The organism is Streptomyces sp. NPDC006602 (genome assembly GCF_042870385.1).
GTDB lineage: Bacteria > Actinomycetota > Actinomycetes > Streptomycetales > Streptomycetaceae > Streptomyces.
The window spans coordinates 501,024-526,319 of the sequence record NZ_JBIAHG010000001.1; the positions used below are offsets into that span (position 1 = coordinate 501,024).

At 71.6% G+C, this 25,296-nt stretch carries 23 protein-coding genes; 13 read left to right on the forward strand and 10 right to left on the reverse strand.

All coding sequences use genetic code 11. From position 1 onward, the window contains the following. Nucleotides 1-54: 54 nt before the first annotated feature. From ACFYO2_RS02290 to ACFYO2_RS02305, 4 genes are all read right to left on the reverse strand, one after another. Nucleotides 55-738, reverse strand: coding sequence for a response regulator (locus ACFYO2_RS02290; protein WP_388342809.1), 684 nt, complete (start codon nucleotides 736-738; stop codon nucleotides 55-57). Beyond that, on the reverse strand, nucleotides 735-1,964 hold the full coding sequence (locus ACFYO2_RS02295) for a sensor histidine kinase (RefSeq protein WP_388342812.1): 1,230 nt from the start codon (nucleotides 1,962-1,964) through the stop codon (nucleotides 735-737). The genes ACFYO2_RS02290 and ACFYO2_RS02295 overlap by 4 nt, the downstream gene beginning before the upstream one ends. Nucleotides 1,965-2,138: 174 nt before the next feature. Then, a complete protein-coding gene (locus ACFYO2_RS02300) occupies nucleotides 2,139-2,417 on the reverse strand; it encodes a hypothetical protein (RefSeq protein ID WP_388342814.1) in 279 nt (92 codons plus the stop codon). A 23-nt stretch (nucleotides 2,418-2,440) separates the two neighbouring features. Continuing rightward, nucleotides 2,441-3,205: a PspA/IM30 family protein gene (locus ACFYO2_RS02305; RefSeq protein ID WP_388343952.1), complete on the reverse strand. Its 765-nt coding sequence runs from the start codon at nucleotides 3,203-3,205 to the stop codon at nucleotides 2,441-2,443. Nucleotides 3,206-3,472: 267 nt separating this feature from the next. Between ACFYO2_RS02305 and ACFYO2_RS02310 the strand changes: the two genes are divergently transcribed. Together ACFYO2_RS02310 and ACFYO2_RS02315 are read left to right on the forward strand one after the other, a co-directional pair. Further along, nucleotides 3,473-4,102: a DUF3043 domain-containing protein gene (locus ACFYO2_RS02310; RefSeq protein WP_388342816.1), complete on the forward strand. Its 630-nt coding sequence runs from the start codon at nucleotides 3,473-3,475 to the stop codon at nucleotides 4,100-4,102. 80 nt (nucleotides 4,103-4,182) lie between these two features. After that, the gene (locus ACFYO2_RS02315) at nucleotides 4,183-4,884 is read left to right on the forward strand and encodes a class I SAM-dependent methyltransferase (RefSeq protein ID WP_388342819.1); all 702 of its coding nucleotides are present in this window, start codon (nucleotides 4,183-4,185) and stop codon (nucleotides 4,882-4,884) included. Between the two features lie 46 nt (nucleotides 4,885-4,930). Here the strand turns inward: ACFYO2_RS02315 and ACFYO2_RS02320 are convergent, their stop codons facing one another. Next, nucleotides 4,931-5,143, reverse strand: a complete 213-nt coding sequence (locus ACFYO2_RS02320) for a hypothetical protein (protein ID WP_266440745.1) — start codon at nucleotides 5,141-5,143, stop codon at nucleotides 4,931-4,933. Nucleotides 5,144-5,324: 181 nt separating this feature from the next. Between ACFYO2_RS02320 and ACFYO2_RS02325 the strand changes: the two genes are divergently transcribed. Beyond that, the gene (locus ACFYO2_RS02325; protein WP_388342822.1) at nucleotides 5,325-6,527 is read left to right on the forward strand and encodes a bifunctional adenosylcobinamide kinase/adenosylcobinamide-phosphate guanylyltransferase; all 1,203 of its coding nucleotides are present in this window, start codon (nucleotides 5,325-5,327) and stop codon (nucleotides 6,525-6,527) included. On the opposite strand, the gene ACFYO2_RS02330 is transcribed toward ACFYO2_RS02325, so the two are convergent. After that, entirely contained in the window at nucleotides 6,451-7,233 is a 783-nt protein-coding gene (locus ACFYO2_RS02330; RefSeq protein ID WP_388342825.1) for a class I SAM-dependent methyltransferase, read from the reverse strand. The two genes, ACFYO2_RS02325 and ACFYO2_RS02330, sit on opposite strands and share 77 nt — an antisense overlap. 137 nt (nucleotides 7,234-7,370) lie before the next feature. On the opposite strand from ACFYO2_RS02330, the gene cobT reads away from it, so the two are divergent. Next, entirely contained in the window at nucleotides 7,371-8,516 is a 1,146-nt protein-coding gene (gene cobT / locus ACFYO2_RS02335) for a nicotinate-nucleotide--dimethylbenzimidazole phosphoribosyltransferase (protein WP_388342827.1), read from the forward strand. A gap of 384 nt (nucleotides 8,517-8,900) precedes the next feature. Here the strand turns inward: cobT and ACFYO2_RS02340 are convergent, their stop codons facing one another. Beyond that, nucleotides 8,901-9,665 carry a hypothetical protein gene (locus ACFYO2_RS02340; RefSeq protein ID WP_388342830.1) on the reverse strand — a complete coding sequence of 255 codons (765 nt, stop codon included), beginning with the start codon at nucleotides 9,663-9,665 and terminating at the stop codon, nucleotides 8,901-8,903. A 60-nt stretch (nucleotides 9,666-9,725) separates the two neighbouring features. On the opposite strand from ACFYO2_RS02340, the gene ACFYO2_RS02345 reads away from it, so the two are divergent. Continuing rightward, nucleotides 9,726-10,583 (forward strand): adenosylcobinamide-GDP ribazoletransferase, encoded by an 858-nt coding sequence (locus ACFYO2_RS02345; RefSeq protein WP_388342833.1) that lies wholly within the window; start codon nucleotides 9,726-9,728, stop codon nucleotides 10,581-10,583. Nucleotides 10,584-10,589: 6 nt separating this feature from the next. Here ACFYO2_RS02345 and ACFYO2_RS02350 read toward each other — a convergent pair whose 3' ends face one another. Beyond that, on the reverse strand, nucleotides 10,590-11,375 hold the full coding sequence (locus ACFYO2_RS02350) for an endo alpha-1,4 polygalactosaminidase (RefSeq protein ID WP_388342836.1): 786 nt from the start codon (nucleotides 11,373-11,375) through the stop codon (nucleotides 10,590-10,592). Nucleotides 11,376-11,911: 536 nt separating this feature from the next. Here ACFYO2_RS02350 and ACFYO2_RS02355 point away from each other — a divergent pair. The 7 genes from ACFYO2_RS02355 to ACFYO2_RS02385 all read left to right on the forward strand — a co-directional run bounded on the left by ACFYO2_RS02355 (nucleotide 11,912) and on the right by ACFYO2_RS02385 (nucleotide 22,711). Beyond that, on the forward strand, nucleotides 11,912-13,441 hold the full coding sequence (locus ACFYO2_RS02355; RefSeq protein WP_388342838.1) for a leucyl aminopeptidase: 1,530 nt from the start codon (nucleotides 11,912-11,914) through the stop codon (nucleotides 13,439-13,441). A gap of 473 nt (nucleotides 13,442-13,914) precedes the next feature. Next, nucleotides 13,915-15,303: a dihydrolipoyl dehydrogenase gene (gene lpdA / locus ACFYO2_RS02360; protein WP_388342841.1), complete on the forward strand. Its 1,389-nt coding sequence runs from the start codon at nucleotides 13,915-13,917 to the stop codon at nucleotides 15,301-15,303. A 53-nt stretch (nucleotides 15,304-15,356) separates the two neighbouring features. After that, nucleotides 15,357-17,150 carry a 2-oxoglutarate dehydrogenase, E2 component, dihydrolipoamide succinyltransferase gene (gene sucB, locus ACFYO2_RS02365; RefSeq protein WP_388342843.1) on the forward strand — a complete coding sequence of 598 codons (1,794 nt, stop codon included), beginning with the start codon at nucleotides 15,357-15,359 and terminating at the stop codon, nucleotides 17,148-17,150. Between the two features lie 304 nt (nucleotides 17,151-17,454). Next, entirely contained in the window at nucleotides 17,455-18,078 is a 624-nt protein-coding gene (locus ACFYO2_RS02370; protein ID WP_388342845.1) for a GntR family transcriptional regulator, read from the forward strand. 273 nt (nucleotides 18,079-18,351) lie between these two features. Further along, a complete protein-coding gene (aceE, locus tag ACFYO2_RS02375) occupies nucleotides 18,352-21,063 on the forward strand; it encodes a pyruvate dehydrogenase (acetyl-transferring), homodimeric type (RefSeq protein WP_388342848.1) in 2,712 nt (903 codons plus the stop codon). 83 nt (nucleotides 21,064-21,146) lie between these two features. Continuing rightward, entirely contained in the window at nucleotides 21,147-22,136 is a 990-nt protein-coding gene (locus ACFYO2_RS02380; RefSeq protein ID WP_388342851.1) for a helix-turn-helix transcriptional regulator, read from the forward strand. Between the two features lie 56 nt (nucleotides 22,137-22,192). After that, a complete protein-coding gene (locus ACFYO2_RS02385) occupies nucleotides 22,193-22,711 on the forward strand; it encodes a DUF4240 domain-containing protein (RefSeq protein ID WP_388343954.1) in 519 nt (172 codons plus the stop codon). A gap of 3 nt (nucleotides 22,712-22,714) precedes the next feature. Here the strand turns inward: ACFYO2_RS02385 and ACFYO2_RS02390 are convergent, their stop codons facing one another. Beyond that, a complete protein-coding gene (locus ACFYO2_RS02390) occupies nucleotides 22,715-22,945 on the reverse strand; it encodes a hypothetical protein (RefSeq protein WP_388342853.1) in 231 nt (76 codons plus the stop codon). Nucleotides 22,946-23,040: 95 nt separating this feature from the next. Further along, a complete protein-coding gene (locus ACFYO2_RS02395; protein WP_388342855.1) occupies nucleotides 23,041-23,844 on the reverse strand; it encodes a peptidoglycan recognition protein in 804 nt (267 codons plus the stop codon). Nucleotides 23,845-24,032: 188 nt separating this feature from the next. On the opposite strand from ACFYO2_RS02395, the gene ACFYO2_RS02400 reads away from it, so the two are divergent. Beyond that, a complete protein-coding gene (locus ACFYO2_RS02400) occupies nucleotides 24,033-25,226 on the forward strand; it encodes a MarP family serine protease (protein WP_388342857.1) in 1,194 nt (397 codons plus the stop codon). The last annotated feature ends 70 nt before the right edge of the window (nucleotides 25,227-25,296 follow it).

Sequence of the window (25,296 nt, forward strand, 5' to 3'; positions counted from 1 at the left end):
GCCCGATCACCCTTCCCCCGTAAGGCAGTTCGAGGGCACAGGATACGTGTGAGGTCAGTCCGCCCTCGGACGTACCAGCCCCGACTCGTACGCGATCACCACGAGCTGGGCACGGTCCCGGGCGCCCAGTTTGGCCATGGCCCGGTTGACGTGTGTCTTCACCGTGAGCGGGCTGACTTCGAGGCGTTCGGCGATCTCGTCGTTGGAGTGGCCGCCCGCGACCTGGACGAGGACCTCGCGCTCCCGGACGGTGAGCGCTGCGAGGCGCTGCGCGCGGGCGGGGTCATGGTCGTCGTCACCCGCGTCGCCCTGGGCGAGGAAGCGGGCGATGAGGCCCTTGGTCGCCGCCGGGGACAGCAGCGCCTCGCCGCCCGCCGCGACCCGGATCGCGCTGAGGAGTTCCTCGGGCTCGGACCCCTTGCCGAGAAAGCCCGAGGCACCCGCGCGCAGCGACTGCACGACGTAGTCGTCGACCTCGAAGGTCGTCAGGATGACCACGCGGACATGGGCGAGCGAGGGGTCGGCGCTGATCATGCGGGTGGCGGCGAGGCCGTCGGTGCCCGGCATCCGGATGTCCATCAGGACGAGGTCGGCCCGCTTCTCCTTGGTCAGCCGTACCGCCTCCGCGCCGTCCGACGCCTCACCCACGACCTCCATGTCGGGCTCCGAGTCGACGAGCACACGGAAGGCGCTGCGCAGCAGCGCCTGGTCGTCGGCGAGCAGGACACGGATGGTCATACGGATTCCCCCGGCTTTCCGGTGACGGCTGTGCGGGTCTTGATCGGCAGGATCGCATGGACGCGGAACCCGCCTCCGTAGCGGGGACCGGTGGTGAGGGTGCCGCGCAGGGCGTTGACGCGCTCGCGCATGCCGAGCAGGCCGTGGCCGCCCACGGTCTCCGGGTCGTGGTCCTCGCCGGCGCCGTTGTCGAGGACGGTGATCTCGACGTTCGGTCCCACGCGTACGACGCTGACCTCGGCCTTCGCCTCGGTCCCGGCGTGCTTCTGCACGTTGGTGAGGGCTTCTTGGATGACGCGGTAGGCAGCCAGGCCGACGGCGGCGGGCAGGGTGGTCCCGTTGTCCGCGCGGGCCACCTCGATGCGCAGCCCCGCGCTGCGGAAGGTGCCGACGAGTTCGTCGAGCCGGTCCAGGCCGGGCGCGGGCTCGGTCGGTGCCTCCGGGTCGCCGGACTGTCTGAGCAGCCCGACGGTGGCGCGCAGCTCGTTCAGCGCCGAGCGGCTGGCCTCCCGTACGTGGGCCAGGGCCTCCTTGGCCTGGTCGGGCCGTTTGTCCATGACATGGGCGGCGACGCCGGCCTGGACGTTGACCAGGGCGATGTGGTGGGCGACGACGTCGTGCAGGTCGCGGGCTATCCGCAGGCGTTCCTCGGCGACCCGGCGGCGGGCCTCCTCCTCGCGGGTGCGCTCGGCCCGCTCGGCGCGCTCCCTTATGGCGTGGACGAAGGCTCGGCGGCTGCGGACGGCGTCGCCCGCGGTGGCGCCGATGCCGGTCCAGGCGAAGATCGCGAGGTTCTCCTGGGCGTACCACGGGAGGGGGCCGGCGAGCATGGAGGCGCCGGTGAGGACGGTCATGGTGAGCAGGCCGACGCGCCAGGTGGTGGGGCGGTCGGTGGTGGAGGCGACGGTGTAGAGGGCGATGACCGCGGACATGGCGACGGGGGCGCGGGGGTCGCCGGTGACGGCCTCTACGAGGGAGACGGTGCCGGTGAGCGCCAGGACCGTCATGGGGGCGCGGCGGCGGAACACCAGTGCGGCGGCGCCGAGGGTCATGAGGACCAGGCTGAGGGGGGCGGGGGTGCGGAAGCCCCAGCTGACGTCGTGCTTTTCGTGCGGGTCCACGAACGAGCCGGCCACCATGCAGGCGAGTACGCCGGCCGCGAGGGCCGCGTCCAGCGCCATGGGGTGCGCTTTGAGGTGACGCCGGGCGCGCTCGAGGGTGCTCACGTTTGTCCAAGGTACGGGGGCCCTGCCGGAGGCGGAACGGGGGCCGGCTGAACGTTCCGTTTCGGCGTCAGGGCGTTGACGCGGGCCTCGCCCGGGGCTCCGCCCCCGGACCCCCGTCCCATGCCCACCCACCACCCGACTCGGTCGGCCGAATGGTGACCCTCGCCTCGGAGCTCAACCCGGGATCAGTCCGTCGTCGCTCAGTAGTTCCCGTACCTCCTCCAGCGTCGCGTCCGGCGACGGCAGGATGAGTTCCGAGGGGTGCAGGGAGTCGTCCGGCAACGGCTCGCCCAGTTCGCGGACCTTGGACAGCAGGGCCGCCAGGGTGCTGCGGAAACCGGGACCGTCGCCGTTCTCCATCTCCCTCAGGAGTTCGTCGTCCAGCTTGCTCAGCTCGGTGAGGTGGCTGTCGGCCAGACTCACCTGCCCCTCCCCCATGATCCGAACGATCATGTCGCCCTCCTCAGGCGCGGGCCCTACTGCTTGTCGAAGCGTGGAGTGTCCTGCGGCTGCTGCTGGGACTGGCCGTTGCCGCCCTCGATGGCCTGCTGGGACGACGACGAGCCACCGGCCAGCTCCGCCTTCATGCGCTGCAGTTCCAGCTCTACATCCGTACCACCGGAGAGCCGGTCCAGCTCGGCCTGGATGTCGTCCTTGTGCATGCCGGACTGGTCGTCCAGGGCGCCGGAGGCCAGCAGTTCGTCGATGGCTCCCGCCCTCGCCTGGAGCTGGGCCGTCTTGTCCTCGGCCCGCTGTATCGCCAGGCCGACGTCGCCCATCTCCTCGGAGATGCCGGAGAACGCCTCGCCGATGCGGGTCTGTGCCTGGGCCGCGGTGTACGTGGCCTTGATCGTCTCCTTCTTGGTGCGGAAGGCGTCGACCTTGGCCTGGAGCCGCTGGGCCGCCAGGGTGAGCTTCTCCTCCTCGCCCTGCAGGGTGGAGTGCTGGGTCTCGAGGTCCGTCACCTGCTGCTGCAGCGCGGCGCGGCGGGAGAGCGCCTCACGGGCCAGGTCCTCACGGCCCAGCGCGAGCGCCTTGCGGCCCTGGTCCTCCAGCTTGGACGACTGGGACTGCAGCTGGTTCAGCTGGAGTTCCAGGCGCTTGCGGGACGTGGCCACGTCGGCCACGCCTCGGCGCACCTTCTGGAGCAGCTCCAGCTGCTTCTGGTACGAGTAATCGAGGGTTTCGCGCGGGTCCTCGGCCCGGTCAAGGGCCTTGTTCGCCTTCGCGCGGAAGATCATCCCCATACGCTTCATGACACCGCTCATGGGCTTCGCGCGCCCCCTTCTGACGGACTTCCAGCTCCAGCTCTGCAACAGAACCCACAGTACGGGCCCTGCATCCATTACCGCACTGTTCGGGGACGGATGCGCTCATCCCCAAGGACGACTGGCCAAGGCACTGCTCCGGCGTAGGGAGTAGGTGACCTTCAGGGTCGCCCTGCCCTCACTCTGTCCCCTCTACAGACGACCGGTGTTGCCGGATCGTTCCCCACCGGGCCTGGGTCCATGCCCCCGCACCCCGTACCCTTGGGTTTTGTGTTCCGAAGCCGTGCCAAGGATGAGAAGGCCCCGGCCGCCGACAAGGCGCCCCTGACCGACTCCAAGCAAACCCGTGATCCGCAGGCCCCGAAGGGCCGGCCGACGCCCAAGCGCAGTGCGGCCCAGGGCCAGCGCCGCAGCGTCGCCAATACGACGACGTCGCGCAAGGAGGCATCCAAGCGTCAGCGCGACGAGCGTCGTGCGCAGCTGGAGAAGCAGCGCCAGGCGCTCGCCGGCGGTGACGAGCGCTACCTGCCCGCGCGTGACAAGGGTCCGGTGCGCAAGTTCGCGCGCGACACCATCGACTCGCGGTTCAACATCGCGGAGTTCTTCCTGCCGATGGCCGTGGTCATCCTGGTGCTGAGCATGGTGCGGGTCGGTGCGCTGCAGAGCATCGCGCTGCTGCTGTGGCTGGTCGTGATCGTGCTGATCGTGCTCGACTCGGCCCTCAACGGCTTCCGGCTGAAGAAGCGGCTGGCCGAGCGCTTCCCGGACCAGAACCGGCGCGGCGCTGTCGCCTACGCGCTGATGCGCTCCCTCCAGATGCGTCGGCTCCGGCTGCCGAAGCCGACGGTCAAGCGCGGAGAGCGGCCCTGAGCACTACGCCGTTCACCGGGGGCGCGGATGCCTGGCTGAGCAGGCTGGGCGGACTGCGGGACGTCGTACGACAGGAGCTGGTGGCCCGGCAGCTCGACGAGCAGATAGTCGGGCGGTTCCCGGTGGGGCAGCGCCTGCGAGTGCTCGACGTGGGGATGGGCCAGGGCACGCAGGCCCTGCGGCTGGCCCGGGCCGGGCATCGGGTCACCGGCGTCGAGCAGGACCCGAAGATGATCTCCGCCGTCCGGGAGGCCCTCGCCGCCGAGCCCGAGGGGATCCGGGAGCGGGTGCGGCTCGTCCAGAGCGACGGCCGGGACACCGGGGTGCACTTCCTGCCGGGCAGCTTCGACGTGGTGCTGTGCCACGGCGTGCTCATGTACGTCGACGAGCCGGATCCGCTACTGGCGGGGCTGGCCCGGATGCTCGCCCAGGGCGGGCTGCTGTCGCTGCTGGTGCGCAACGCGGACGCGCTGGCCATGCGGCCCGGGCTGTCGGGCGACTGGGCCGGGGCACTGACCGCCTTCGACACCCCCGCGTACACCAACCGGCTCGGCCTCGACGTACGCGCCGACCGTCTGGCGACCCTGACCGCGACCCTCGCGGGCATCGGGGCGCCACTCGCGGCCTGGTACGGCGTGCGGGTCTTCACGGACACCGCGGCGGACGACGCTCAGATCCCGGCCGACATCGAGACGCTGCTGACGGCCGAGGAGCGGGCCGGGCGGACGGATCCGTACCGGGGGGTCGCGGCGTTGCTGCATCTGTGCGGGGTGCGGGGCTGAACCCGAAACGGGCGAGGGGCGGCCGGTGTCCGGCCGCCCCTTCCGGCTACGCCTCCTGGGCGTGCAGGCTCATCGGACCGTAGATCTTCGTACCGTCCTCGAAGAGGTGCACCTGATCCGCACCGCCTTCGAGAAGGTCCTTCCAGTACTCCCCGATCCAGGACTCGGCGTCCCCCTGCGTGGTGAACTCCTCCGGAACCACCGCGGGCTGAACCTCGGTGCCGTCGGACTTCTCGAACCGCCACGTCCATGCCGCCATGTACGCCTCCCTGATGTGAGCACATTTCACAGCGGGAGCCGGATCTTGGTCCGGCTCCTGCCCGCAGCCTATTCGCTCCTCTGGGTACGCCGTTAAAAGACAGTGAGTGATCGGTCGTCCGACAGCCCTCAGAGGTGTCCCGGACGCGCAAGTCGAGCGGTGAACAGCGAGAATCAGGGCTGTGGAAGCTACTTTGCTCGGCACCGGCGGACCCGCGGGGCTCCCCCGCCCCGACTGTTCCTGCGCTGCCTGCGCGACCTCGCTCGGCATGGACGCCCGGGCGGCGACCTCGTTGCTCGTGGACGGGGCGCTGCTGCTGGATCTGACGCCGGGGGCGGCGTTCGCGGCGGCGCGGGTGGGGCGTTCGCTGAGCGGCGTACGGCAGGTGCTGTTGTCGCATCCGCACAGCGGGCCGGCGGTCGAGGTGCCGGCCGGGCTGCCGCGGCCCGGGCGGGTGCCGGACGGGCGGGAGTTGGCGCTGCTGACGGGGCATCGGGTGCGGGCGGTGGCGATGGACGCGCCGGGGACCGGGTACGCGGTGACCGGCCCTGACGGGCAGCGGCTGCTGTATCTGCCGCCCGGGGGTGCGCCGGCCGGACTGGAGAACGGCTCCGCGGAGACGTACGACATGGTGCTCGCCGATGTCGTGGCGCGGCCGGACGCGCTCGCCAAGCTGCGGGCGGTGGGGGCGGTCGGGCCCACCACGGACGTCGTCGCCGTGCACCTCGACCACGACGTGCCGCCGGGGGCCGAGTTGCGGCGGCGGCTCGCGGCGGCGGGGGCGCGGGCCGTGCCGGACGGGACGGCGCTGGCGGTCGGCGTCTACGAGGACGTACCGGATGTGCCGCGGCGGACGCTGGTGCTGGGCGGGGCGAGGTCCGGGAAGTCGGTGGAGGCCGAGCGGCGCCTGGAGGCGTTCCCGGACGTGCTGTACGTCGCGACGGGCGGCACACGGGGCGGGGACGGCGAGTGGGCCGCGCGGGTGACCGCGCACCGGGAGCGGCGGCCGGGGTCGTGGCGTACGGCCGAGACGTGCGACCTGGTGCCGCTGCTGAAGGACGACGGGCCGCCGCTGCTCATCGACTGTCTGTCCCTGTGGCTGACGGACGCGATGGACGCCGTCGGGGCGTGGGACGACGCCGAGTGGGCCGACGGCGGGGAGCGGGCGCTGCGGGCGCGGGCGGGGGAATTGACGGAGGCGGTGCGGGCGACGCGGCGGACCGTCGTCGCCGTGTCGAACGAGGTCGGCTCGGGCATCGTCCCGGCCACGGCGTCCGGGCGGCGCTACCGGGACGAGCTCGGGCGTCTCAACGCGGCGTTCGCGGACGAGTGCGAGCAGGTGCTGCTGGTGGTGGCGGGCCAGGCGCTGGTGCTGCGGGGCTGACGCGTCCCTTGCGGGCGATCACGCGGTACGTGTTCGCGAACCGGGTGTGGCGCAGGAGGGGCGCCAGGGTGTGGTCCGCCGCCTTGGCCGCGGCCAGCAGCGACGTGGTCAGCCAGGTGGGCAGCGACTTGGGCAGGGCCAGGGCGAGCGTGTACGACAGGTCATGGGGGAGGTGCGCCGCGCGGCGGTCCGTCGTGATGATCGTGCAGCCCTGGGACTCCAGTACCTCGAGGAGGTCGTCCAGGGGCGTCAGCGGAGGGTTTCCGGGCGGAGGGTGGGCGTGCCATCGCTTGCCCAGAATTCTCGCGAACGCGCACCGCGGGTCCGGGAGTTCGAGGACGAGGTGGCCGCCGGGGCGGAGCAGGGCCAGGGCGGCGTGGAGTTCCGCACCGGGGTCCGGGGTGTGCGGCAGGTGGTGGAGCAGGCTGACCACGTCGTAGCGGGCGTGCAGGCGCGCGGTGATCTGCGAGTCCGTCAGATCGCCCAGGTAGGCCTCCTCCACACGTTCCGCCCAGCGGGCCCGCTCGACCCGGGGGGTGGGGTCGAGGCCGTCGAACGCCGTGTAGGGGAAGAGCTGCTTGGCCGCCTCGGGAAAGCGGGCGTCGCCCGTGCCCACGTCCAGCCAGCTCTCCGGCTCGGGGAACGCCAGCATCGCGCGGGCGGTGGAGCGAAGGCGCCGTACGGAGGGCGCGAGGGATGCTGACATGGCGGCTCCCGAAGTAATACGACATTCCGCTGCAAACCGGAATGTATGGGATGCGGATCTTGAGCGCAACGACGTCGCGCGGTCGTCGTGGCGATGTGGCGCCGCCGTGTTCGATCAGGGCCGGTACTGTTCGGCGAATGAGCTCGCTTAATCTCGACGACTTCACCGATCTGATCGAGCGCCCCGACGGCGGCGTGCGCCGCGATGCCGAGGCGCGCCGGGAGCGTCAGATCGTGCCGCCCGGAGCGCTGGGGCGGCTGGACGAACTGGGTGAGTGGCTGGCCGCGGCGCAGTCGGCCGTGCCGGTACGGCCGATCGAACGGCCGCGGGTCGTGCTGTTCGCCGGTGACCACGGCATCGCCGAACTGGGCGTGTCGGGGCGCCCCGCGGGCAGCGCCGCCACGTTGGTGCGCGAGGTCCTGGAGGGCGGCCGGCCCGTGTCGGTGCTCGCCCGGCGGCTCGGCGTGCCGGTGCGGGTGGTCGACATGGCGCTGGACTGCGATCCGCGGACGCTGCCCGGCGATGTCTCCGGGCACCGGGTGCGGCGCGGCAGCGGACGCATCGACATCGAGGACGCGCTCACGCTGGAGGAGGCGGCGACCGCGTTCCTGGCCGGGGTCGCCGTCGCCGACGAGGAGGCCGACTCCGGTACGGATCTGGTGGTGCTCGGCGACGTGAGCGTGGGCGGGACCACGGCCGCGGGCACGCTGATCGCCGCGCTGTGCGGGACCGACGCGTCCGTCGTGACCGGGCGGGGCGGGCAGGCGATCGACGACCTGACGTGGATGCGCAAGTGCGCGGCGATCCGGGACGCGCTGCGACGGGCCCGGCCGGTGCTCGGGGACCAGTTGCAGCTGCTGGCGACGGTGGGCGGGGCCGACCTCGCCGCCCTGACCGGGTTCCTGCTGCAGAGTGCGGTGCGGAAGATGCCGGTGATCCTGGACGGCGTCGTGGTGGCCGCCTGTGCGCTGGTGGGGCAGCGGATCGCGTTCCGAGCACCGGACTGGTGGCTGGCCGGGCAGAACAGCGGGGAGCCGGGGCAGGCGAAGGCGCTGGACCGGATGGCGCTGGAACCACTGCTCGACCACGGCGTGACGGTCGGGGAGGGGGCGGGAGCCTTGCTGGCGTTGCCGCTCGTGCAGGCCGCGGCGGCGCTGGCCGCCGAGCTCCCCGAGAAGCCGGAGGCTACCGAGAAGCCGGAGGAGTCCGAGGAGCCCGAGAAGCCGGCGGAGTCCGAGGAGTCCGAGGAGTCCGAGAAGTCCGAGAAGTCCGAGAAGGAGTAGACGGGCTCGGTCCTGGCACCTGCAGGATTGGGGGCGCCGGGCGCACACGGCAACCCGGCGGGCAGCACGGCGCACGAGATCCAGGCCACTCGGGCCTGTCTCAACTTCGCCACGTCCCGGTCGGTCTTCGCACGTGGTGCACGTTGCACTGCGCCGACGCACGTACCGGCTCGTCCGGGAGCCGCGATGAGGACCGCCGAATGAGCACGCTCGCCGCTGGGCCCATGCCGAATGGGGACCGCTGTACGTCACCGTTCGCGGGCCGCTGCTCAAGAGGAGCCGACGGGCGATCCCCATGACCCTCGGGGCGGTCTGCCTGACAGCGGCCCTGCACTTGGTGCACACCCGGTCCGTGCTGGTGCTGTGCGGGCTGTCGGCGCTGCGTCACCGGCGTTCGAGGGCGGGGGCGGGTTCCGGGTCGGGCGTGCCGCCGATCAGGTCCTGGATCCGGCGCCGGGGGCCCGCCCAGCGGCGGTCGTGGTGGTAGGCGCGCAGGCTGGATCGGGCGCGGGCGCGCGGGCGGCGACGGTAGAAGCGCTTGGCCCAGAGCGAGCCGGGGCGGGCCAGCCGGATGGAACCGACGAGGGCGATGAGAGGGACGATCACGCCGAAAATGGCGGTGCGGGCTTTGCCCTTGGCCAGGGCGAGGAGCGAGAAGAAGAAGTTCACGGCCACGCTCACGATGACGGAGCCGCGGTCCTGGAGCTCGTCCTCGCTGAGGTCGTTGACCCCGAAGGGCACGAATCCGCACAGGACCAGGCCGACCAGGGCCGCCGTGAGCACCACGACCTCGACACTCTTGCGTCCCGCCTCGGTCCAGTAGACGTCTTGGAGGTGCAGGATCAGCGCGAACTCGTCGAGGACCAGGCCCGCGCCGATGCCGAAGACGACCGCGAACGCCGCCGAGCCGAAGCCGTGCCGGGTGCTGGCGACCGCTCCGAAGCCGCCGAGAACGGTGAGGACGACGCCGGGGACCACGTGGTGGATGTGCACTCCCCCGGCGCTGACGTTGCCGAAGGGTCCCTTGCCCGCCCGGATCATGCGGGTGACGACGCGGGTGATCAGGAACGTGAGCACGAACGCGGTGAGGGCGCACAGCAGCGGCAACTTGCCCGGTTCGATGATGTTCCTCTCAAGCCAATGTCCCATATGGGCACTTTATCCATGGGTGCCCTGGGCGCTCTCGCGACCGCCGGGTAACCTGCGCCGGTGTCCACGACCTCCTCGCCCTCCTCCTGGCCGGACGGCCTCCGCTTCGCCTTCGGAACCCTCACCGTGCTCCCGGTCAGGGTGACCCGCTGGGACCGGGAGGCCGCCCGCGGCGGCATGCTGTGCGCCCCGGCGGCCGGGCTGGCGGTCGGCGCGGGTGCGGCCGCACTCGGCGTGTTCCTGCTGTTCCTGGGCGCGGGACCGCTGTTGGCCGCCGTCGCTTCCGCCGCCGTACCGGCCGCCCTCACCCGCGGGCTGCACCTGGACGGGCTCGCGGACACCGCGGACGGGCTGGGCAGCGGCAAGCCCGCCGAGGACGCGCTGCGGATCATGAAGCAGTCGGACATCGGGCCGTTCGGCGTGATCACCCTCGTGCTCGTGCTGTTCGCCCAGGTGGCCGCACTGTCACAGCTGTACGCCGACTCCTGGGCCCGGGGCGCCCTCGCCGCCGTCGTCTCGGCGACCGCCGCCCGCCTGGCCCTCACCCTCGCCGCCCGGACCGGGGTGCCGGCCGCCCGGCCGGAGGGGCTGGGGGCCGCGGTGGCGGGGGTGGTGCCGGTGCGGAGCGCGATGATCGCCGTCGTCGCCGTCACGCTGGCGGCGGCGGGCGCGGCGGCGTACCTCGGACCGTACGACGGCGGCGTCGTCGTCGTGATCGGGCCGGTAGACCCGGGGCCGATCTTCGAGCCGTACGACGCCGTCCGCACGGGACTCGCGGTCCTCGCCGCCCTCGCCGTCGCCGAACTTCTCCTGCGCCACTGTGTCCGGCGGTTCGGCGGGGTGACCGGGGACGTGTTCGGGGGGCTCGCGGAGACGGCGGCCACGACTGCGCTCGTCGCCCTGAGCCTGGGGCGTTAGCCCCGTCTAGCAGGCCCGGCGCCACACCCCCAGGTCGTACTTCTTGAGCATCGAACTCAGCTTCAGACTGCGGGAGTCGGCGCAGAAGCGGCGGGTCGGCAGCTCGTACTCGACGTGGAAGACGGCCTTGCCCGCCGCGATGAAGGGCAACAGGTCGGCGCATTCGTGGTACTGGGCGCACTGTTCGTTGACCGCGAAGTCGAAGTCGCCGACCAGTTGGGGGATCTGGTCCAGGTCGTTCTTCAGGCCGACGGACAGGCCGCGGTCGTGGGCGAGTTCCGCGATCAGGCGGTTGTAGCGGAGCTGGTCGGATGCCTTCAGCGGGAAGCCGGTTCTGTTGCGGTAGCCGTCCATGTTGTCGGGCTCGACCGCGTCGAAGCCCTTCTCGCGGCACATGTCGATACGGGCCGCCATCAGGGGTTCCAGGACCTCGGTGCGGCGGATGTCGAGCCAGCGCTCGCCCTCCCAGCCGTTGCCGCGGCCCAGCAGCGACTTGGGGAACTCGTCCGCGTCAGGGCGCCAGTCCTCCCAGGCGCCGGTCGAGAGGTAGCAGATGACTTTGCGGTCCTCGCGGTGCAGCTCCGTGACGGTCGCCTCGGAGTGGTCGAAGCCGTCGATGTCGTAGACCGGGACGTCGACGCTCATGTCGAGACGGCCGCTGAGCTGCCACTGCCAGGCGACGCCGGGGCGGGGCTGCCAGCGCTCGCCGCTCGGCTTGTCGGCGTCGCCTTCGGGGGTCGTGCAGGACGCCAGCAGCAGGAACAGGGCTGCGAGCAGGATCGGACGTCTCACCGTGCGGGCTCCAGGGTGTGCGGCAACGTACCCCAAGGATGATCGCCCGCGCCCGGCTCCTGGACGCAGTCCAGGTACTGGAGCCCAGGTACTGCCGGGGGAGGAACCACGCCGGTGGGTCGTCCCTCCCCCGGCAGATCCCCTTGCGGCCATGTGGCCATGTGGCCATGTGGCCATGTGGCCATGTGGCCATGTGGCCATGTGGCCATGTGGCCATGTGGCCATGTGGCCATGTGGCCATTCAGAGGAGGAACCGTGGAAATGATGTGAAGCAGCGAGGCGTACGCTCGCCCGGAACCAGGTGAGTGTGACTCAGCTCACCGGGGCTGGGGATCAAGAAGTGGCCAGGACGCCACCAATAGGTGAGTTGCCGTGGGAATGATCGCCGGCGAGCCCGAGCGTAGGCTCATGGTGGGTGTTTACCTGCCCTGGTAGAGACCGGGCCACAAGAGCGTTCTAGGGTCGGTTTTCGGGCTCGGCCGACCCACCCCTTGTACGGCCGCACCAGACTTCAATGGAAGCGAGATTTCACCACCGTGACTGCTCTCACTCTCAGCACCGCCGCGGCGCCCGGCCTGCGGGCCGACGCGATCGTGATCGGTGTTGCCAAGGGCGCCGAAGGACCGGTCGTCGCACCGGGCGCCGAGGCCGTGGACAAGGCGTACGACGGCAGGCTCGCCGGCGTCCTGGAGACCCTCGGTGCCTCCGGCGCCGAGGGCGAGGTGACGAAGCTGCCCGCCCCGGCCGGCTTCAAGGCGCCGCTCGTGGTGGCGGTGGGCCTGGGCACCGAGCCCGAGAAGGACTCCGGCTTCGACGCGGAGGCGCTGCGCAGGGCCGCCGGCGTCGCCGCCCGCACCCTCTTCGGCTCCAGGAAGGCCGCGTTCGCGCTGCCGCTCGCGGACGCCGCGGACGCGGGTGTGGTGGGCGAGGGCGTGCTGCTCGGGGCGTACTCCTTCGACGCCTACAAGGAGAACGGCAGGAGCGACGCCAAGGCCAAGAACGGCAAGGCACCGCTCGCCGAGGCCGCGCTGCTCGGCGGCAAGCCCCGCGACCGCGCCTACAAGGCGGCGATCGAGCGGGCCGTGGCCGTGGCCGAGGAGCTCAACCGCGCCCGCGACCTGATCAACATGCCGCCGAACGACCTCAACCCCGAGGCGTTCGCCGCCGTCGCGCAGACCGCGGCCAAGGAGCACGGCATCAAGGTGCAGGTGCTCGACGAGAAGGCCCTGGTCAAAGGCGGCTACGGCGGCATCCTGGGCGTCGGCTCCGGCTCGGCGTCGGCCCCGCGGCTGGTGAAGCTGTCGTACACCTCCCCGAAGGCGGACAAGCACCTGGCCTTCGTCGGCAAGGGCATCACCTACGACTCGGGCGGCATCTCGCTCAAGCCGGCCGGCCACAACGAGACGATGAAGTGCGACATGAGCGGTGCGGCGGCGGTCTTCGCCGCCGTGGTCGCCGCCGCGCGCCTGGGGCTGGAGGTCAACGTCACCGGCTGGCTGGCGCTGGCCGAGAACATGCCGTCGGGCACCGCGACCCGGCCGGGTGACGTGCTGCGCATGTACAGCGGCAAGACCGTGGAGGTGCTCAACACCGACGCCGAGGGCCGGCTCGTCCTCGCCGACGCGCTGTGGGCCGCCTCAGAGGAGCAGCCGGACGCGATCGTCGACGTGGCGACGCTGACCGGCGCGATGATGCTGGCGCTGGGCAACCGGACGTTCGGGATCATGGCGAACGACGAGGCGTTCCGCTCCGCGATCCACGAGGCCGCGGAGGAGGTCGGCGAGCCGGCGTGGCCGATGCCGCTGCCGGAGCACCTGCGCAAGGGGATGGACTCGCCCACGGCCGACATCGCGAACATGGGTGAGCGGATGGGCGGCGGGCTGGTCGCCGGGCTCTTCCTGCGCGAGTTCGTGGGCGAGGGGATCACCTGGGCACACCTGGACATCGCCGGACCCGCCTTCAACGAGGGCGGCCCCTTCGGGTACACGCCGAAGGGCGGTACGGGGACCGCTGTGCGGACGCTGGTGCGGCTGGCCGAGCTGACGGCCACGGGGGATCTGGGGTGACGTCCGCCTAGGAGCTCGGTCCGTTCCGTTGTCCGGCGGCTGCGGGGGCGTGGGGGCTGGTCGCGCAGTTCCCCGCGCCCCTGGGCGCTGCAGTTCCCGGCGCGGCTGGTCGCGCCCACGCGGCGGAGCCGCAGATCGACACAGCCCCGCGCCCCTGGGCGCTGCAGTTCCCCGCGCGGCCGGTCGCGCCCACGCGGCGGAGCCGCAGATCGACACAGCCCCGCGCCCATGAGGCGTTGCGGTCGCCGGGCTCATCGACACAGCCCCGCGCCACGGGGGCGGTCGACTCGTCGTTGCTCGTATGAGTGCGATGTCTCACACACCGGCCCGGCGTCTCTTCCTGTGCTGACAAGTGCGAAGATGGGGCTCGGCAGGACAGGGCCCCACCGAAGGGCCGAAGAACGAGCGGCCGGACACCAGCCGCCGACCGGTCACCGCAGACCGGCGTGGCGCACATGCATGGAGGACGTGACGTGGCGAACGACGCCAGCACCGTTTTCGACCTAGTGATCCTCGGCGGTGGTAGCGGTGGTTACGCCGCGGCCCTGCGCGGGGCGCAGCTGGGCCTGGACGTCGCCCTGATCGAGAAGGACAAGGTCGGCGGTACCTGCCTGCACCGGGGGTGCATCCCCACCAAGGCCCTGCTGCACGCGGGCGAGATCGCCGACCAGGCTCGCGAGAGCGAGCAGTTCGGTGTGAAGACCACCTTCGAGGGCATCGACATCGCCGGGGTCCACAAGTACAAGGACGGCGTGATCTCCGGCCTGTACAAGGGTCTCCAGGGTCTCGTCGCCTCCCGCAAGGTGACGTACATCGAGGGTGAGGGCCGTCTCTCGTCCCCCACCTCCGTCGACGTTAACGGCCAGCGCGTCCAGGGCCGCCATGTGCTCCTCGCGACCGGCTCCGTGCCGAAGTCGCTGCCGGGCCTGGAGATCGACGGCAACCGCATCATCTCCTCCGACCACGCCCTCGTCCTGGACCGGGTGCCGAAGTCGGCGATCGTCCTCGGCGGCGGTGTCATCGGCGTCGAGTTCGCCTCCGCGTGGAAGTCCTTCGGTACGGACATCACGATCATCGAAGGCCTCAAGCACCTCGCCCCGCTCGAGGACGAGAACTCCTCCAAGCTTCTTGAGCGCGCGTTCCGCAAGCGCGGCATCAAGTTCAACCTGGGCACCTTCTTCTCGAAGGCCGAGTACACCGCCGACGGCGTCAAGGTCACCCTGGCCGACGGCAAGGAGTTCGAGGCCGAGCTCCTGCTCGTCGCGGTGGGCCGCGGGCCCGTCTCCGCCGGTCTCGGCTACGAGGAGCAGGGCGTCGCCATGGACCGCGGCTACGTCCTGGTCGACGAGTACATGCGCACCAACGTCCCGACCATCTCCGCCGTGGGTGACCTGGTACCCACGCTCCAGCTCGCGCACGTCGGCTTCGCCGAGGGCATCTTGGTGGCGGAGCGTCTGGCCGGTCTGAAGACCGTTCCGATCGACTACGACGGTGTCCCCCGGGTGACGTACTGCCACCCCGAGGTCGCCTCCGTGGGCATCACCGAGGCCAAGGCCAAGGAGATCTACGGTGCGGACAAGGTCGTCGCTCTGAAGTACAACCTCGCGGGCAACGGCAAGAGCAAGATCCTGAACACCTCGGGCGAGATCAAGCTCGTCCAGGTCAAGGACGGTGCAGTGGTCGGCGTCCACATGGTCGGCGACCGCATGGGCGAGCAGGTCGGCGAAGCCCAGCTGATCTACAACTGGGAGGCGCTGCCCGCCGAGGTCGCGCAGCTCATCCACGCCCACCCGACGCAGAGCGAAGCGCTCGGCGAGGCCCACCTGGCCCTGGCCGGCAAGCCCCTCCACTCGCACGACTGACCCCTCGGTCGACGAACCCCAGACTTCCGCACTTGTAAGGAGCAACCGAAACCATGGCGGTTTCCGTAACCCTTCCGGCGCTCGGTGAGAGCGTCACCGAGGGCACTGTCACCCGCTGGCTGAAGGCCGAGGGCGAGCGCGTCGAGGCCGACGAGCCGCTGCTCGAGGTGTCGACCGACAAGGTCGACACCGAGATCCCCTCGCCCGCCGCCGGTGTTCTGGCGTCCATCAAGGTCGCCGAGGACGAGACCGTTGAGGTCGGCGCCGAGCTGGCCGTCATCGACGACGGCACGGGCGCGCCCGCTGCCGCCCCCGCCCCGGCCGCCGAGCCCGCCCCGGAGCCGGCCCCCCAGGCCGCCCCGTCCACCGAGCAGGCCGCCCCGGCTCCTGCTCCCACCGCCGAGGCCGCCGCCGGCGGCGGCAGCGCCGAGGGCACGGACGTCGTCCTGCCCGCGCTCGGCGAGTCCGTCACCGAGGGCACCGTCACCCGCTGGCTCAAGGAGGTCGGCGACTCCGTCGAGGCCGACGAGCCGCTGCTCGAGGTCTCCACGGACAAGGTCGACACCGAGATCCCGGCGCCCACCTCCGGTGTGCTGCTCGAGATCACGGTCGGCGAGGACGAGACCGCCGAGGTCGGCGCCAAGCTCGCCGTCATCGGCGCCCCGGGCGCGGCTCCGGCCGCCGCTCCGGCCCCCGCCGCTCCGGCTCCGGCTCCCGCCGCCGAGGCTCCGGCCCCGGCTCCGGCGCCCGCCCCCGCGGCACCCGCTCCGGCTCCGCAGGCGCCCACGGCTCCGGCCCCGCAGCAGCAGGCCACCCCGGCTCCCGAGCCGGCCCCGGCCGCTCCGGCGCCCGCCCCGGCTCCGGTCACCCCGGCCGCCGCGCCCGCCGCCACCTCCGGTGACGACGGCGCGTACGTGACCCCGCTGGTGCGCAAGCTCGCCGCCGAGAACGGCGTCGACCTGGCCACCGTCAAGGGCACCGGCGTCGGCGGCCGTGTCCGCAAGCAGGACGTCATCGCTGCCGCCGAGGCAGCGAAGGCCGCCGCCGCTCCGGCTCCGGCCGCTGCCGCGACTGCCGGAGGCCATGCCGCCGCCGCCAAGAAGGCGCCGGTCCTGGAGACCTCCCCGCTGCGTGGCCAGACCATCAAGATGCCGCGCATCCGCAAGGTCATCGGCGACAACATGGTCAAGGCCCTGCACGAGCAGGCCCAGCTGTCGTCGGTCGTCGAGGTCGACGTGACCCGCCTGATGCGCCTGCGCAACCGGGCCAAGGACTCGTTCGCCGCGCGCGAGGGTGTCAAGCTCTCCCCGATGCCGTTCTTCGTGAAGGCGGCTGCCCAGGCGCTGAAGGCCCACCCGGCCGTCAACGCCCGGATCAACGTGGACGAGGGCACGATCACCTACTTCGACACCGAGAACGTCGGTATCGCGGTGGACTCCGAGAAGGGCCTGATGACCCCGGTCATCAAGCACGCCGGTGACCTCAACATCGCCGGTATCGCCAAGGCCACGGCGGAGCTCGCGGGCAAGGTCCGCGCCAACAAGATCACCCCGGACGAGCTGTCCGGCGCGACCTTCACCATCAGCAACACCGGTTCGCGCGGCGCGCTGTTCGACACGATCATCGTGCCGCCGAACCAGGTCGCGATCCTCGGTATCGGTGCCACGGTCAAGCGTCCGGCCGTCATCGAGACGGAGGAGGGCTCGGTCATCGGCGTCCGCGACATGACGTACCTGACCCTCTCCTACGACCACCGTCTGGTGGACGGCGCCGACGCGGCCCGTTACCTGACCGCGGTCAAGGCGATCCTGGAGGCGGGCGAGTTCGAGGTCGAGCTCGGCCTGTAATCGCCGCTCTGTGCCATACGTCGGTGCCCTCGCCCGGAATGTCCGGGCGAGGGCACCGACGTTTGGGGGCGCGGGGCTGTATCGGCATGCGGCTCCGCCGCGCGGGCGCGACCGGCCACAGACCGCCCGCAGTCGCCCGACGACAGACCGACCCGAGCTCCAGGGCGCCGTAACGAACATGTAAGTCTCGTCTCACCTGCGCGAAAGCGCCCCCACGCGCCCCACCCGCGGAGCGAACCGGCCTTATTGTCTAAACGTCAAACGCCCCCGGGGCCGATGGGCGGCCCCTCCTTAAGGAGCCCTCATGACCGCGCCCGTCGTCCACTCGCTGCGCGAGCAGATCCGCGAGCACATCGTGGAGGGGATCGTCAGCGGGCGCTGGAAGCCGGGCGAGCGGATCGTGGAGCGCCGTATCGCCACCGAGCTGGAGGTCAGTCAGACGCCGGTGCGGGAGGCGCTGCGCGAGTTGGAGTCACTGCGGCTGATCGAGTCGGCGCCGAACAAGGGCGTACGGGTGCGGAACCTGACCGCGGCCGACCTGGAGGAGAGCTACCCGGTCCGGGCGGGTCTGGAGGCGATCGCGGCGGAGCTGGCGGCGGCGCGGCTGGCGGAGGACTGCTCGGCCCTGGAGCCGCATGTCGCCGCCCTGTACGAGGCCGACCGCGAGTCGGACGGCACGGCCCAGGTGCGGCACACGGTGGCCTTCCACCGTGAGCTGGTCCGGGCGGCGGACAACTCGGTGCTGCTGCACACCTGGGAGGGACTGGGCATCGAGGTCTTCACCGCGCTGTCGATCCGCTGGCTGGGGACGGTCCAGCAGTCGTACGCGGAGGAGCACGAGGAGTTGGTGGCCGCGTTCCGCCGCCGGGATCCCCGCATCGCCGAGATCGTGAAGGCACACGTCCTGGGCTGCGCGCCGCAGGCCTGACGGCCGGCCTCCTTGAGCACACCACCGCTCAAACGTGGTCCCACCTGGGAAAACCGACAGAAAAGGCGGCACCCGGTGTCTTTCTCGAAGGCACCCCGTGCCTACTTTCTCGTTATCAAGAGGTTTTGCCTCGCAACCCTTTGATCGATCATCGATCAGCGAGTTAGAGTCGCCGACGGGCTTCCACCGAGGCCCCAGCCCTGTCCTGCCAAAGACCAAGGGCACCCCCGAACCCTGATGAGGGAACCCCCTTCGACTGAGGAAGGCGGCGACATGACCGACCCCAACGGCATCCAGCCGAGCGCGCTCGACCAGCTCCCGGACCGGGACCCGGAGGAGACTGCCGAATGGCAGGCCTCACTGGACGCGGTCGCCAAGGCGGCCGGGCCGCACCGCGCTGCATACCTGATGCGTCGCACGCTGGAGCGGGCCGAGGGCACCGGCATCGCGCTGCCCAAGCTTCTCGAGACCGACTACGTCAACACCATCCCGACCGCCGCCGAGCCGTCCGCGCCCGGTGACGAGGCGATGGAAGCCCGGATCACCGCCTGGAACCGCTGGAACGCGGCGGCGATGGTCAGCCGGGGCAGCAAATACGGCGTCGGCGGCCACATCGCCACCTTCGCCTCCGCGGCCTGGCTGTACGAGACGGGCTTCAACCACTTCTTCAAGGGCAAGGAATCGCAGGAGTCACCCGGCTCCGGCGACCAGCTGTACATCCAAGGCCACGCCTCCCCCGGTATCTACGCCCGCGCCTTCCTCGACGGCCGGCTCGGCGAGGAGCAGCTCGACAACTTCCGCCGCGAGTCCGGCGGCAACGGCCTCCCGTCGTACCCGCACCCCCGCCGCCTGCCCTGGCTGTGGGAGTTCCCGACGGTGTCGATGGGCCTCGGCCCGCTGTCGGCGATCTACCAGGCGCGCTTCAACCGCTACCTCACCGCCCGCGGCATCAAGGACGTCTCCCAGTCGCACGTCTGGGCGTTCCTCGGCGACGGCGAGATGGACGAGCCGGAGTCGACGGCCGCACTCGCACTGGCCTCCCGCGAGGGTCTGGACAACCTGACCTTCGTCATCAACTGCAACCTGCAGCGCCTCGACGGCCCGGTCCGCGCGAACTTCAAGATCGTGCAGGAGCTGGAGGCCCAGTTCCGCGGCGCCGGCTGGAACGTCATCAAGACGCTGTGGGGCACCGCCTGGGACGAGCTGTTCCGGCTCGACACCACGGGCGCGCTCGTACGCCGCCTGCGCGAGGTACCCGACGCCCAGGTGCAGACGTACCAGACCCGCGGCGCCGCCTACATCCGCGAGGACTTCTTCGGCAAGGACCCGGCGCTCGCCGAGATGGCGAAGCTGCTGAGCGACGACAAGATCCTCGAGTGTTTCCACCTCTCCCGCGGTGGTCACGAGGCGCGCAAGGTGTACGCGGCCTACAAGGCGGCCGTGGAGTTCAAGGGCGCCCCGACGGTCATCCTGGCCCAGACGGTCAAGGGCCACACCCTCGGCGAGGGCTTCGCGTCGAAGAACGCCAACCACCAGATGAAGAAGCTCTCGGTGGACGAGTTCAAGACGATGCGCGACCTGCTGGAGCTGCCGATCTCCGACAGCCAGTTCGTCGACGGGGTCGTGCCCTACGGCCACCCCGGCGCCGACTCCCCCGAGGTCCGCTACCTCCAGGAGCGCCGTGCGACCCTCGGCGGCCCGGCCCCGGCCCGCCGTACGCAGCCGCTGGCCCCGCTGCCGGCTCCGGCGGAGAAGGCGTTCGCCTCCTTCGACAAGGGCTCCGGCACGCAGAACGTGGCCACCACCATGGCCTTCGTCCGGCTCGTCAAGGACCTGGTCCGCGACAAGGAGTCCGGCAAGCGCTGGGTGCCGATCGTCCCCGACGAGGCGCGCACCTTCGGCATGGAGAGCCTCTTCCCCTCCCTGGGCATCTACTCGCCCAAGGGCCAGACGTACGAGCCGGTCGACCGTGACCAGCTGATGTACTACAAGGAGGCCACGAACGGCCAGATCCTCAACGAGGGGATCACCGAGGCCGGTTCGATGGCCGACTTCATCGCCGCGTCCACCGCGTACTCCACGCACGGCGAAGCGATGATCCCGTTCTACATCTTCTACTCGATGTTCGGCTGGCAGCGCACGGCCGACCAGATGTGGCAGCTCGGCGACCAGCTCGGCCGCGGCTTCCTCGTCGGCGCGACGGCCGGCCGCACGACCCTGACGGGCGAGGGCCTCCAGCACGCCGACGGCCACTCGCCGGTGATCGCGGCGACGAACCCCGCCGCGCTGACGTACGACCCGGCGTTCGCGTACGAGGTCGCCGCGATCGTCAAGGACGGTCTGCGCCGGATGTACGGCGAGACGGCCCCGGGTGAGGACCCGAACGTCTTCTACTACCTGACCGTCTACAACGAGCCGCTGCCGCAGCCCGCGAAGCCGTCGGGTCCGGGTATCGACGAGGGCATCGTCAAGGGCCTGTACAGGTTCAGCACGGCGGAGTCGGCCGGGCTCTCGCCGGTTGCGAACGCCCCGCGCATCCAGCTGCTGGGCTCCGGCACGGCGATCCACTGGGCGATCAAGGCGCAGAAGCTGCTCGCCGAGGAGTGGGGCGTGGCCGCCGACGTGTGGTCCGCGACCTCCTGGACCGAGCTGCGCCGCGACGCGCTGGAGGCCGACGCGGCCCTCCTGGAGGGCGAGGAGCGGGTGCCGTACGTCCGTCAGGCACTGCTCGGCGCCGAGGGCCCGGTGCTCGCGGTCTCCGACTACATGCGCCAGGTCCCCGACCAGATCGCGCAGTGGGTCGAGCAGGACTACTCCTCGCTGGGCGCCGACGGCTTCGGTCTGTCGGACACCCGTGACGCGGCCCGCCGGCACTTCGGTGTCGACGCCGAGTCGATCGTCGTCGCGGCCCTGGCACAGCTCGCCAAGCGGGGCGAGGTCAAGGCGACCGCGGTGAAGGAAGCGCGGGCGAAGTACGGCCTGTAAGGACTCAGGGCCCGAGGTCCGGTGAAGGGGTACGGCTGCTGCCGTACCCCTTCGTTGTCGGTGGGGCCCGGCATCATGGCCGTATGCGTGCTGCCCGTCTGATCAAAATGGTGCTGCTGCTCCAGTCCCGGCCGTCCATGACCGGCGCCGAGCTGGCCCGTGAGCTGGAGGTGTCCGAGCGGACCGTCACACGCGACGCGCAGGCGCTGTCGGAGGCGGGGGTACCGGTCTACGCGGACCGGGGGCGGGCCGGCGGCTACCGGCTGATCGGCGGGTACCGCACGCGGCTGACCGGGCTGGCCCGCGGCGAGGCCGAGGCGCTGTTCCTGTCCGGGGTGCCCGGGGCGCTGCGGGAGATGGGCCTCGAGGACGCGGCCTCGGCGGCCCGGCTGAAGGTGTCGGCGGCCCTGCTGCCCTCGTTGAGCGACGCCTCCCGTACGGCGGCGCAGCGGTTCCACCTGGACGCGCCGAACTGGTTCAAGGAGCCGAAGACCCCCGAGCTGCTGCCCGCCGTCGCGGACGCGGTGTGGGACGACCGGCGGATCAGCGCGCGCTATCGCGGCCGGGAGGGGGAGCGCTCGCAGGACGTCGTGCGTGATCTGGAGCCGTACGGACTCGTGCTCAAGGCGGGCGTCTGGTACCTGTGCGCCCGGGTGGCCGGGCAGAGCGGCTCCTACCGGGTGTACCGGATCGACCGGTTCACCGCGGTGACAGCCGATGAGGAGCGGTTCGAGCGGGACGAGGAGTTCGATCTGCCGGGCTTCTGGGACGAGCGGGCCGAGCAGTTCGCGCGGTCGCTGCTGCGGGCGGAGGTCGTGGTGCGGCTGTCGGGGGACGGGGTGCGCAGACTGCCGCACGCCGTCGATCCCGTGTCGGTGCGGGAGGCGCTGGCAGCGGCCGGCGCGCCGGACGACGACGGGTGGGTGACACTGACCTTCCCGGTGGAGTCCGAGGAGGTCGCGCACACGCAGCTCGCGGCGCTCGGGCCGGAGGTGGAGGTGCTGGCGCCGGAGAGTCTGCGGGCGCGTTTCGTGGCGGACGCGGCCAGACTGGCCGCGCTGTACGGGACATAACAATCCGCCGCACTCCACGTGCGTCCCACCTCTTCAGGGCCGATGCTGGACCCGTGATGGACGAGACGGAGTTCTGGGAGCTGGTGGACGCCACCCGCGAGGCCGCCGAGGGCGACCCCGAGGAGCAGGCCGATCTGCTCGTGGACCGGCTTCTCCAGCTGGACCCGGACATGGTCCTCGACTTCGCCCGTCACTTCGAGGCCCGCTACAACCGCGCGTACACCTGGGACCTGTGGGGCGCCGCCTGGGTCCTGCTGGACGGCGCGAGCGACGACGCCTTCGACTTCTTCCGGTGCTGGCTGATCGGCCAGGGCCGCGAGGTGTACGAGGGCGGGGTGCACGACCCCGACTCGCTGGCCGACCTCCTGGACGACTTCGACGAGGAGGTGGACGGCGACGGCGAGGAACTCGGCTACGCGGCGGACGAGGCGTACGAACAGCTCACCGGCACCGTCGCCCCCGACCTGGGTATCGCGCCCGCCCCGTCCGAGCCGCTGGGCACGCCGATCGACTTCGAGGACGAGGCCGTGCTGGCGGGGCGGTATCCGAAGCTGTGGGAGCGCTTTCGGGGCTGAGGCCTACGCGGTGGCGCGGCGGCGGGTCGTGTCCGTCGGGATGTACGCCTGCGCGGTGTCCGCCTTCACCGCGTGGTGGAGCGGTGCCGCGTTGGCCTGTTCCAGGGCGGACGCCGTGACGGCGGCCGGGCCCAGGACGACGGCCGCGACCGCGCAGACGACCGCCCAGGGGCCGCGGGCGGTCCTCGCCCAACCACCCGTGGTCTCCATGGTGTCGGCGTGACTGCTGTTCATGATCCCCACCTCCGGTCAGTGCGTGTCCACGACGTTATGGCGGCTGCCTCGGGGGGATCAGTGAGCCGGCTGGGAGAAACCTGTGAGCCCCACTGCTACGTCCTGCCCTGCAGGCGGGCCGCCAGGTCCCTGATCTCCGGGAGGCGGGCGCTGAGGGCCGCGCCCGGGCAGCTCGTGCTGTAGGCGTCCTTGTGACCGGCCAGGACGGGGAGGGTGGCGGCGGTGCCGTCGGCGTAGCGGCTGCGGCCGTTGCTGGAGACCAGGCGGACCGTCCCCCGGGGGTCGATGCCGGCGAGGCCCAGCTTCCAGGCGGCGAGGTGGGCGATCGCGTCGGTCATCACCTTGGGGACCGGCACTCCGTCGGTGAAGGTGCCGAGGGCGGCGATGCCGGTGGTGCGGTGGTTGAAGCCCTGGGTGTGGGCACCGGTGACGGGGCGGTCGGTGCCGCCCGCGCGGCCTTCGTAGACGTTGCCGCAGCGGTCGACGAGGAAGTTGTAGCCGATGTCGTCCCAGTCGCGGGATTCGGTCATGCCCGCGGCGAGGTAGCGGATGATGCGGGGGGCCTCGGCGCAGTCGTAGGCGTTGGGCGAGTCGGTGTGGTGGATGAACACCGCGACGACCTTGTCGTCGTAGCGCGGCGGCGGCCGGGTCCGGCTGCGGTCCTCCCCCGCCCAGACCGACCGCGGCACGATGGGCGGTCTGGGCGGGGGATGGGCCGCGGCGGGGCGGGGGACGACCGGCCCTCCACCGGCGGCGACCGTGCGCTCGACGCCATGCGCGCACAGCACCAGCGCGACGACGGCGGCGAGGCCGGGCACACAGCCGAGCAGCACGAGCGCGGCCTTCGGTATGCGCACCGCGCGCGTCCCGCGGGAGCCCGTCGGTCTTGGGACACGCATGCTTTCCACTGTCCGGCCGATCCGGTCCGCCCGCGATGTGTGCTGTGCCACCCGGTGGAACCATCGTCCTGGTCCGTGACGTTTTTCCTGGTGCACGCACGCGTGGCGGGTTCCGGGCGCCACGCGCGCGTGGCTGATCACTGGGCGCATCCCGTGCGTACTAAGGGGTCCTGGAGAAAGGCGGCTCAGTGGACCTGCTCGACATCCTGCTGTTGCTGGTGATCCTCGCCTACGCGGCCTCCGGCTACCGACGCGGACTGGTCGCCGGCTGTGTCTCGCTCGCCGGGTTCGTGGGCGGCGCGGTCATCGGCGTGTGGGTGCTGCCATGGGTGATGGACCTGGCGGCACCAGGCACGACCGCGGCGACGGTGACCGCGGTGGTGACGGTGCTCGTCCCGGCGGTGGTCGGGCACGAGCTGGCGGGACGGCTCGCGCTGCGGCTGCGCCGGGAGCTGGGCCGTGCCAGTCTCGGTCCGCTCAGAGTGGCCGACGGGGTCGGCGGGGCCGCGGCCAACTCGGTGGCCGTGCTGATCGTGGCGTGGGTGGCCGCGAGCGTCCTCGGCGCGTCCTCGTCGCCGCTGGTCACGACCGCGATCCGGGACTCGGCGCTGCTGGGCGCCGTGCAGGACACCATGCCGGACACGACCCCCGCCTGGTTCTCGCGGGCCACGTCCGCGCTCACCCAGGCGGGCTTCCCACAGGTCTTCAACCCGTTCGAGAACGAGTCGACCGCCGAGGTCGCCAAGCCCACCGGCGACAGCGTCACCGCCAGCGCCACCAACGCCGCCAAGCTCAGCACCGTCAAGATCGAGGGCGTCTCGGGCACCCAGGGCCGCGAGGGCAGCGGGTTCGTGTACGCGCCGCAGCACGTGATGACCAACGCCCACGTGGTGGCCGGCATCGACGACCCGAGCGTGCGGATCGGCGGGGTCGGGCGGTCGTACGAGGCACGCGTGGTGCTCTTCGACCCGGACAAGGACGTGGCCGTGCTGTACGCCCCCGACCTGAACGCCCCCGTCCTGCGCTTCGACGACAGCGCCTCGCGGGGCGACTCGGCCGTGGTCGCGGGCTATCCGCAGGACGGCGACCTGAACCTGCAGGCGGCCACCGTCGCGGGCCGGGTGCAGGCGAACGGGCAGAACATCTACAACGACGGGATCGTCACCCGCGAGATCTACTCGATCCGCTCCACCGTCCGCCCCGGCAACTCCGGCGGCCCCCTCCTCACCACCGACGGCAAGGTCTACGGCGTCGTCTTCGCCCGCTCCACCTCCGACGCCGAGACGGGCTACGTCCTGACGGCCGACGAGGTCGCCGACGACGCCGGACGCGCGGTGGACGCGACGGCGCCGGTGGACACGGGCGAGCTGGTGACGTCCTAGGCGTCGGCATTGCCGGCTTCGAATCCGCCGTCCGCCCGCGTATGGCAGGTACGGCCGTATGGCACGTATT

Excerpts from the sequence above, each read along its gene's own strand:
- ACFYO2_RS02340 (WP_388342830.1), bottom strand. The coding sequence starts at position 9,665 with ATGGGACATTGGCTTGAGAGGAACATCATCGAACCGGGCAAGTTGCCG.
- ACFYO2_RS02290 (WP_388342809.1), bottom strand. The coding sequence starts at position 738 with ATGACCATCCGTGTCCTGCTCGCCGACGACCAGGCGCTGCTGCGCAGC.
- ACFYO2_RS02390 (WP_388342853.1), bottom strand. The coding sequence starts at position 22,945 with ATGAACAGCAGTCACGCCGACACCATGGAGACCACGGGTGGTTGGGCG.
- ACFYO2_RS02370 (WP_388342845.1), top strand. The coding sequence starts at position 17,455 with ATGACCGCGCCCGTCGTCCACTCGCTGCGCGAGCAGATCCGCGAGCAC.
- ACFYO2_RS02380 (WP_388342851.1), top strand. The coding sequence starts at position 21,147 with ATGCGTGCTGCCCGTCTGATCAAAATGGTGCTGCTGCTCCAGTCCCGG.
- ACFYO2_RS02320 (WP_266440745.1), bottom strand. The coding sequence starts at position 5,143 with ATGGCGGCATGGACGTGGCGGTTCGAGAAGTCCGACGGCACCGAGGTT.
- ACFYO2_RS02310 (WP_388342816.1), top strand. The coding sequence starts at position 3,473 with ATGCCCCCGCACCCCGTACCCTTGGGTTTTGTGTTCCGAAGCCGTGCC.
- ACFYO2_RS02300 (WP_388342814.1), bottom strand. The coding sequence starts at position 2,417 with ATGATCGTTCGGATCATGGGGGAGGGGCAGGTGAGTCTGGCCGACAGC.
- sucB (WP_388342843.1), top strand. The coding sequence starts at position 15,357 with ATGGCGGTTTCCGTAACCCTTCCGGCGCTCGGTGAGAGCGTCACCGAG.
- ACFYO2_RS02330 (WP_388342825.1), bottom strand. The coding sequence starts at position 7,233 with ATGTCAGCATCCCTCGCGCCCTCCGTACGGCGCCTTCGCTCCACCGCC.
- ACFYO2_RS02395 (WP_388342855.1), bottom strand. The coding sequence starts at position 23,844 with ATGCGTGTCCCAAGACCGACGGGCTCCCGCGGGACGCGCGCGGTGCGC.
- aceE (WP_388342848.1), top strand. The coding sequence starts at position 18,352 with ATGACCGACCCCAACGGCATCCAGCCGAGCGCGCTCGACCAGCTCCCG.
- ACFYO2_RS02385 (WP_388343954.1), top strand. The coding sequence starts at position 22,193 with ATGGACGAGACGGAGTTCTGGGAGCTGGTGGACGCCACCCGCGAGGCC.
- ACFYO2_RS02305 (WP_388343952.1), bottom strand. The coding sequence starts at position 3,205 with ATGATCTTCCGCGCGAAGGCGAACAAGGCCCTTGACCGGGCCGAGGAC.
- cobT (WP_388342827.1), top strand. The coding sequence starts at position 7,371 with ATGAGCTCGCTTAATCTCGACGACTTCACCGATCTGATCGAGCGCCCC.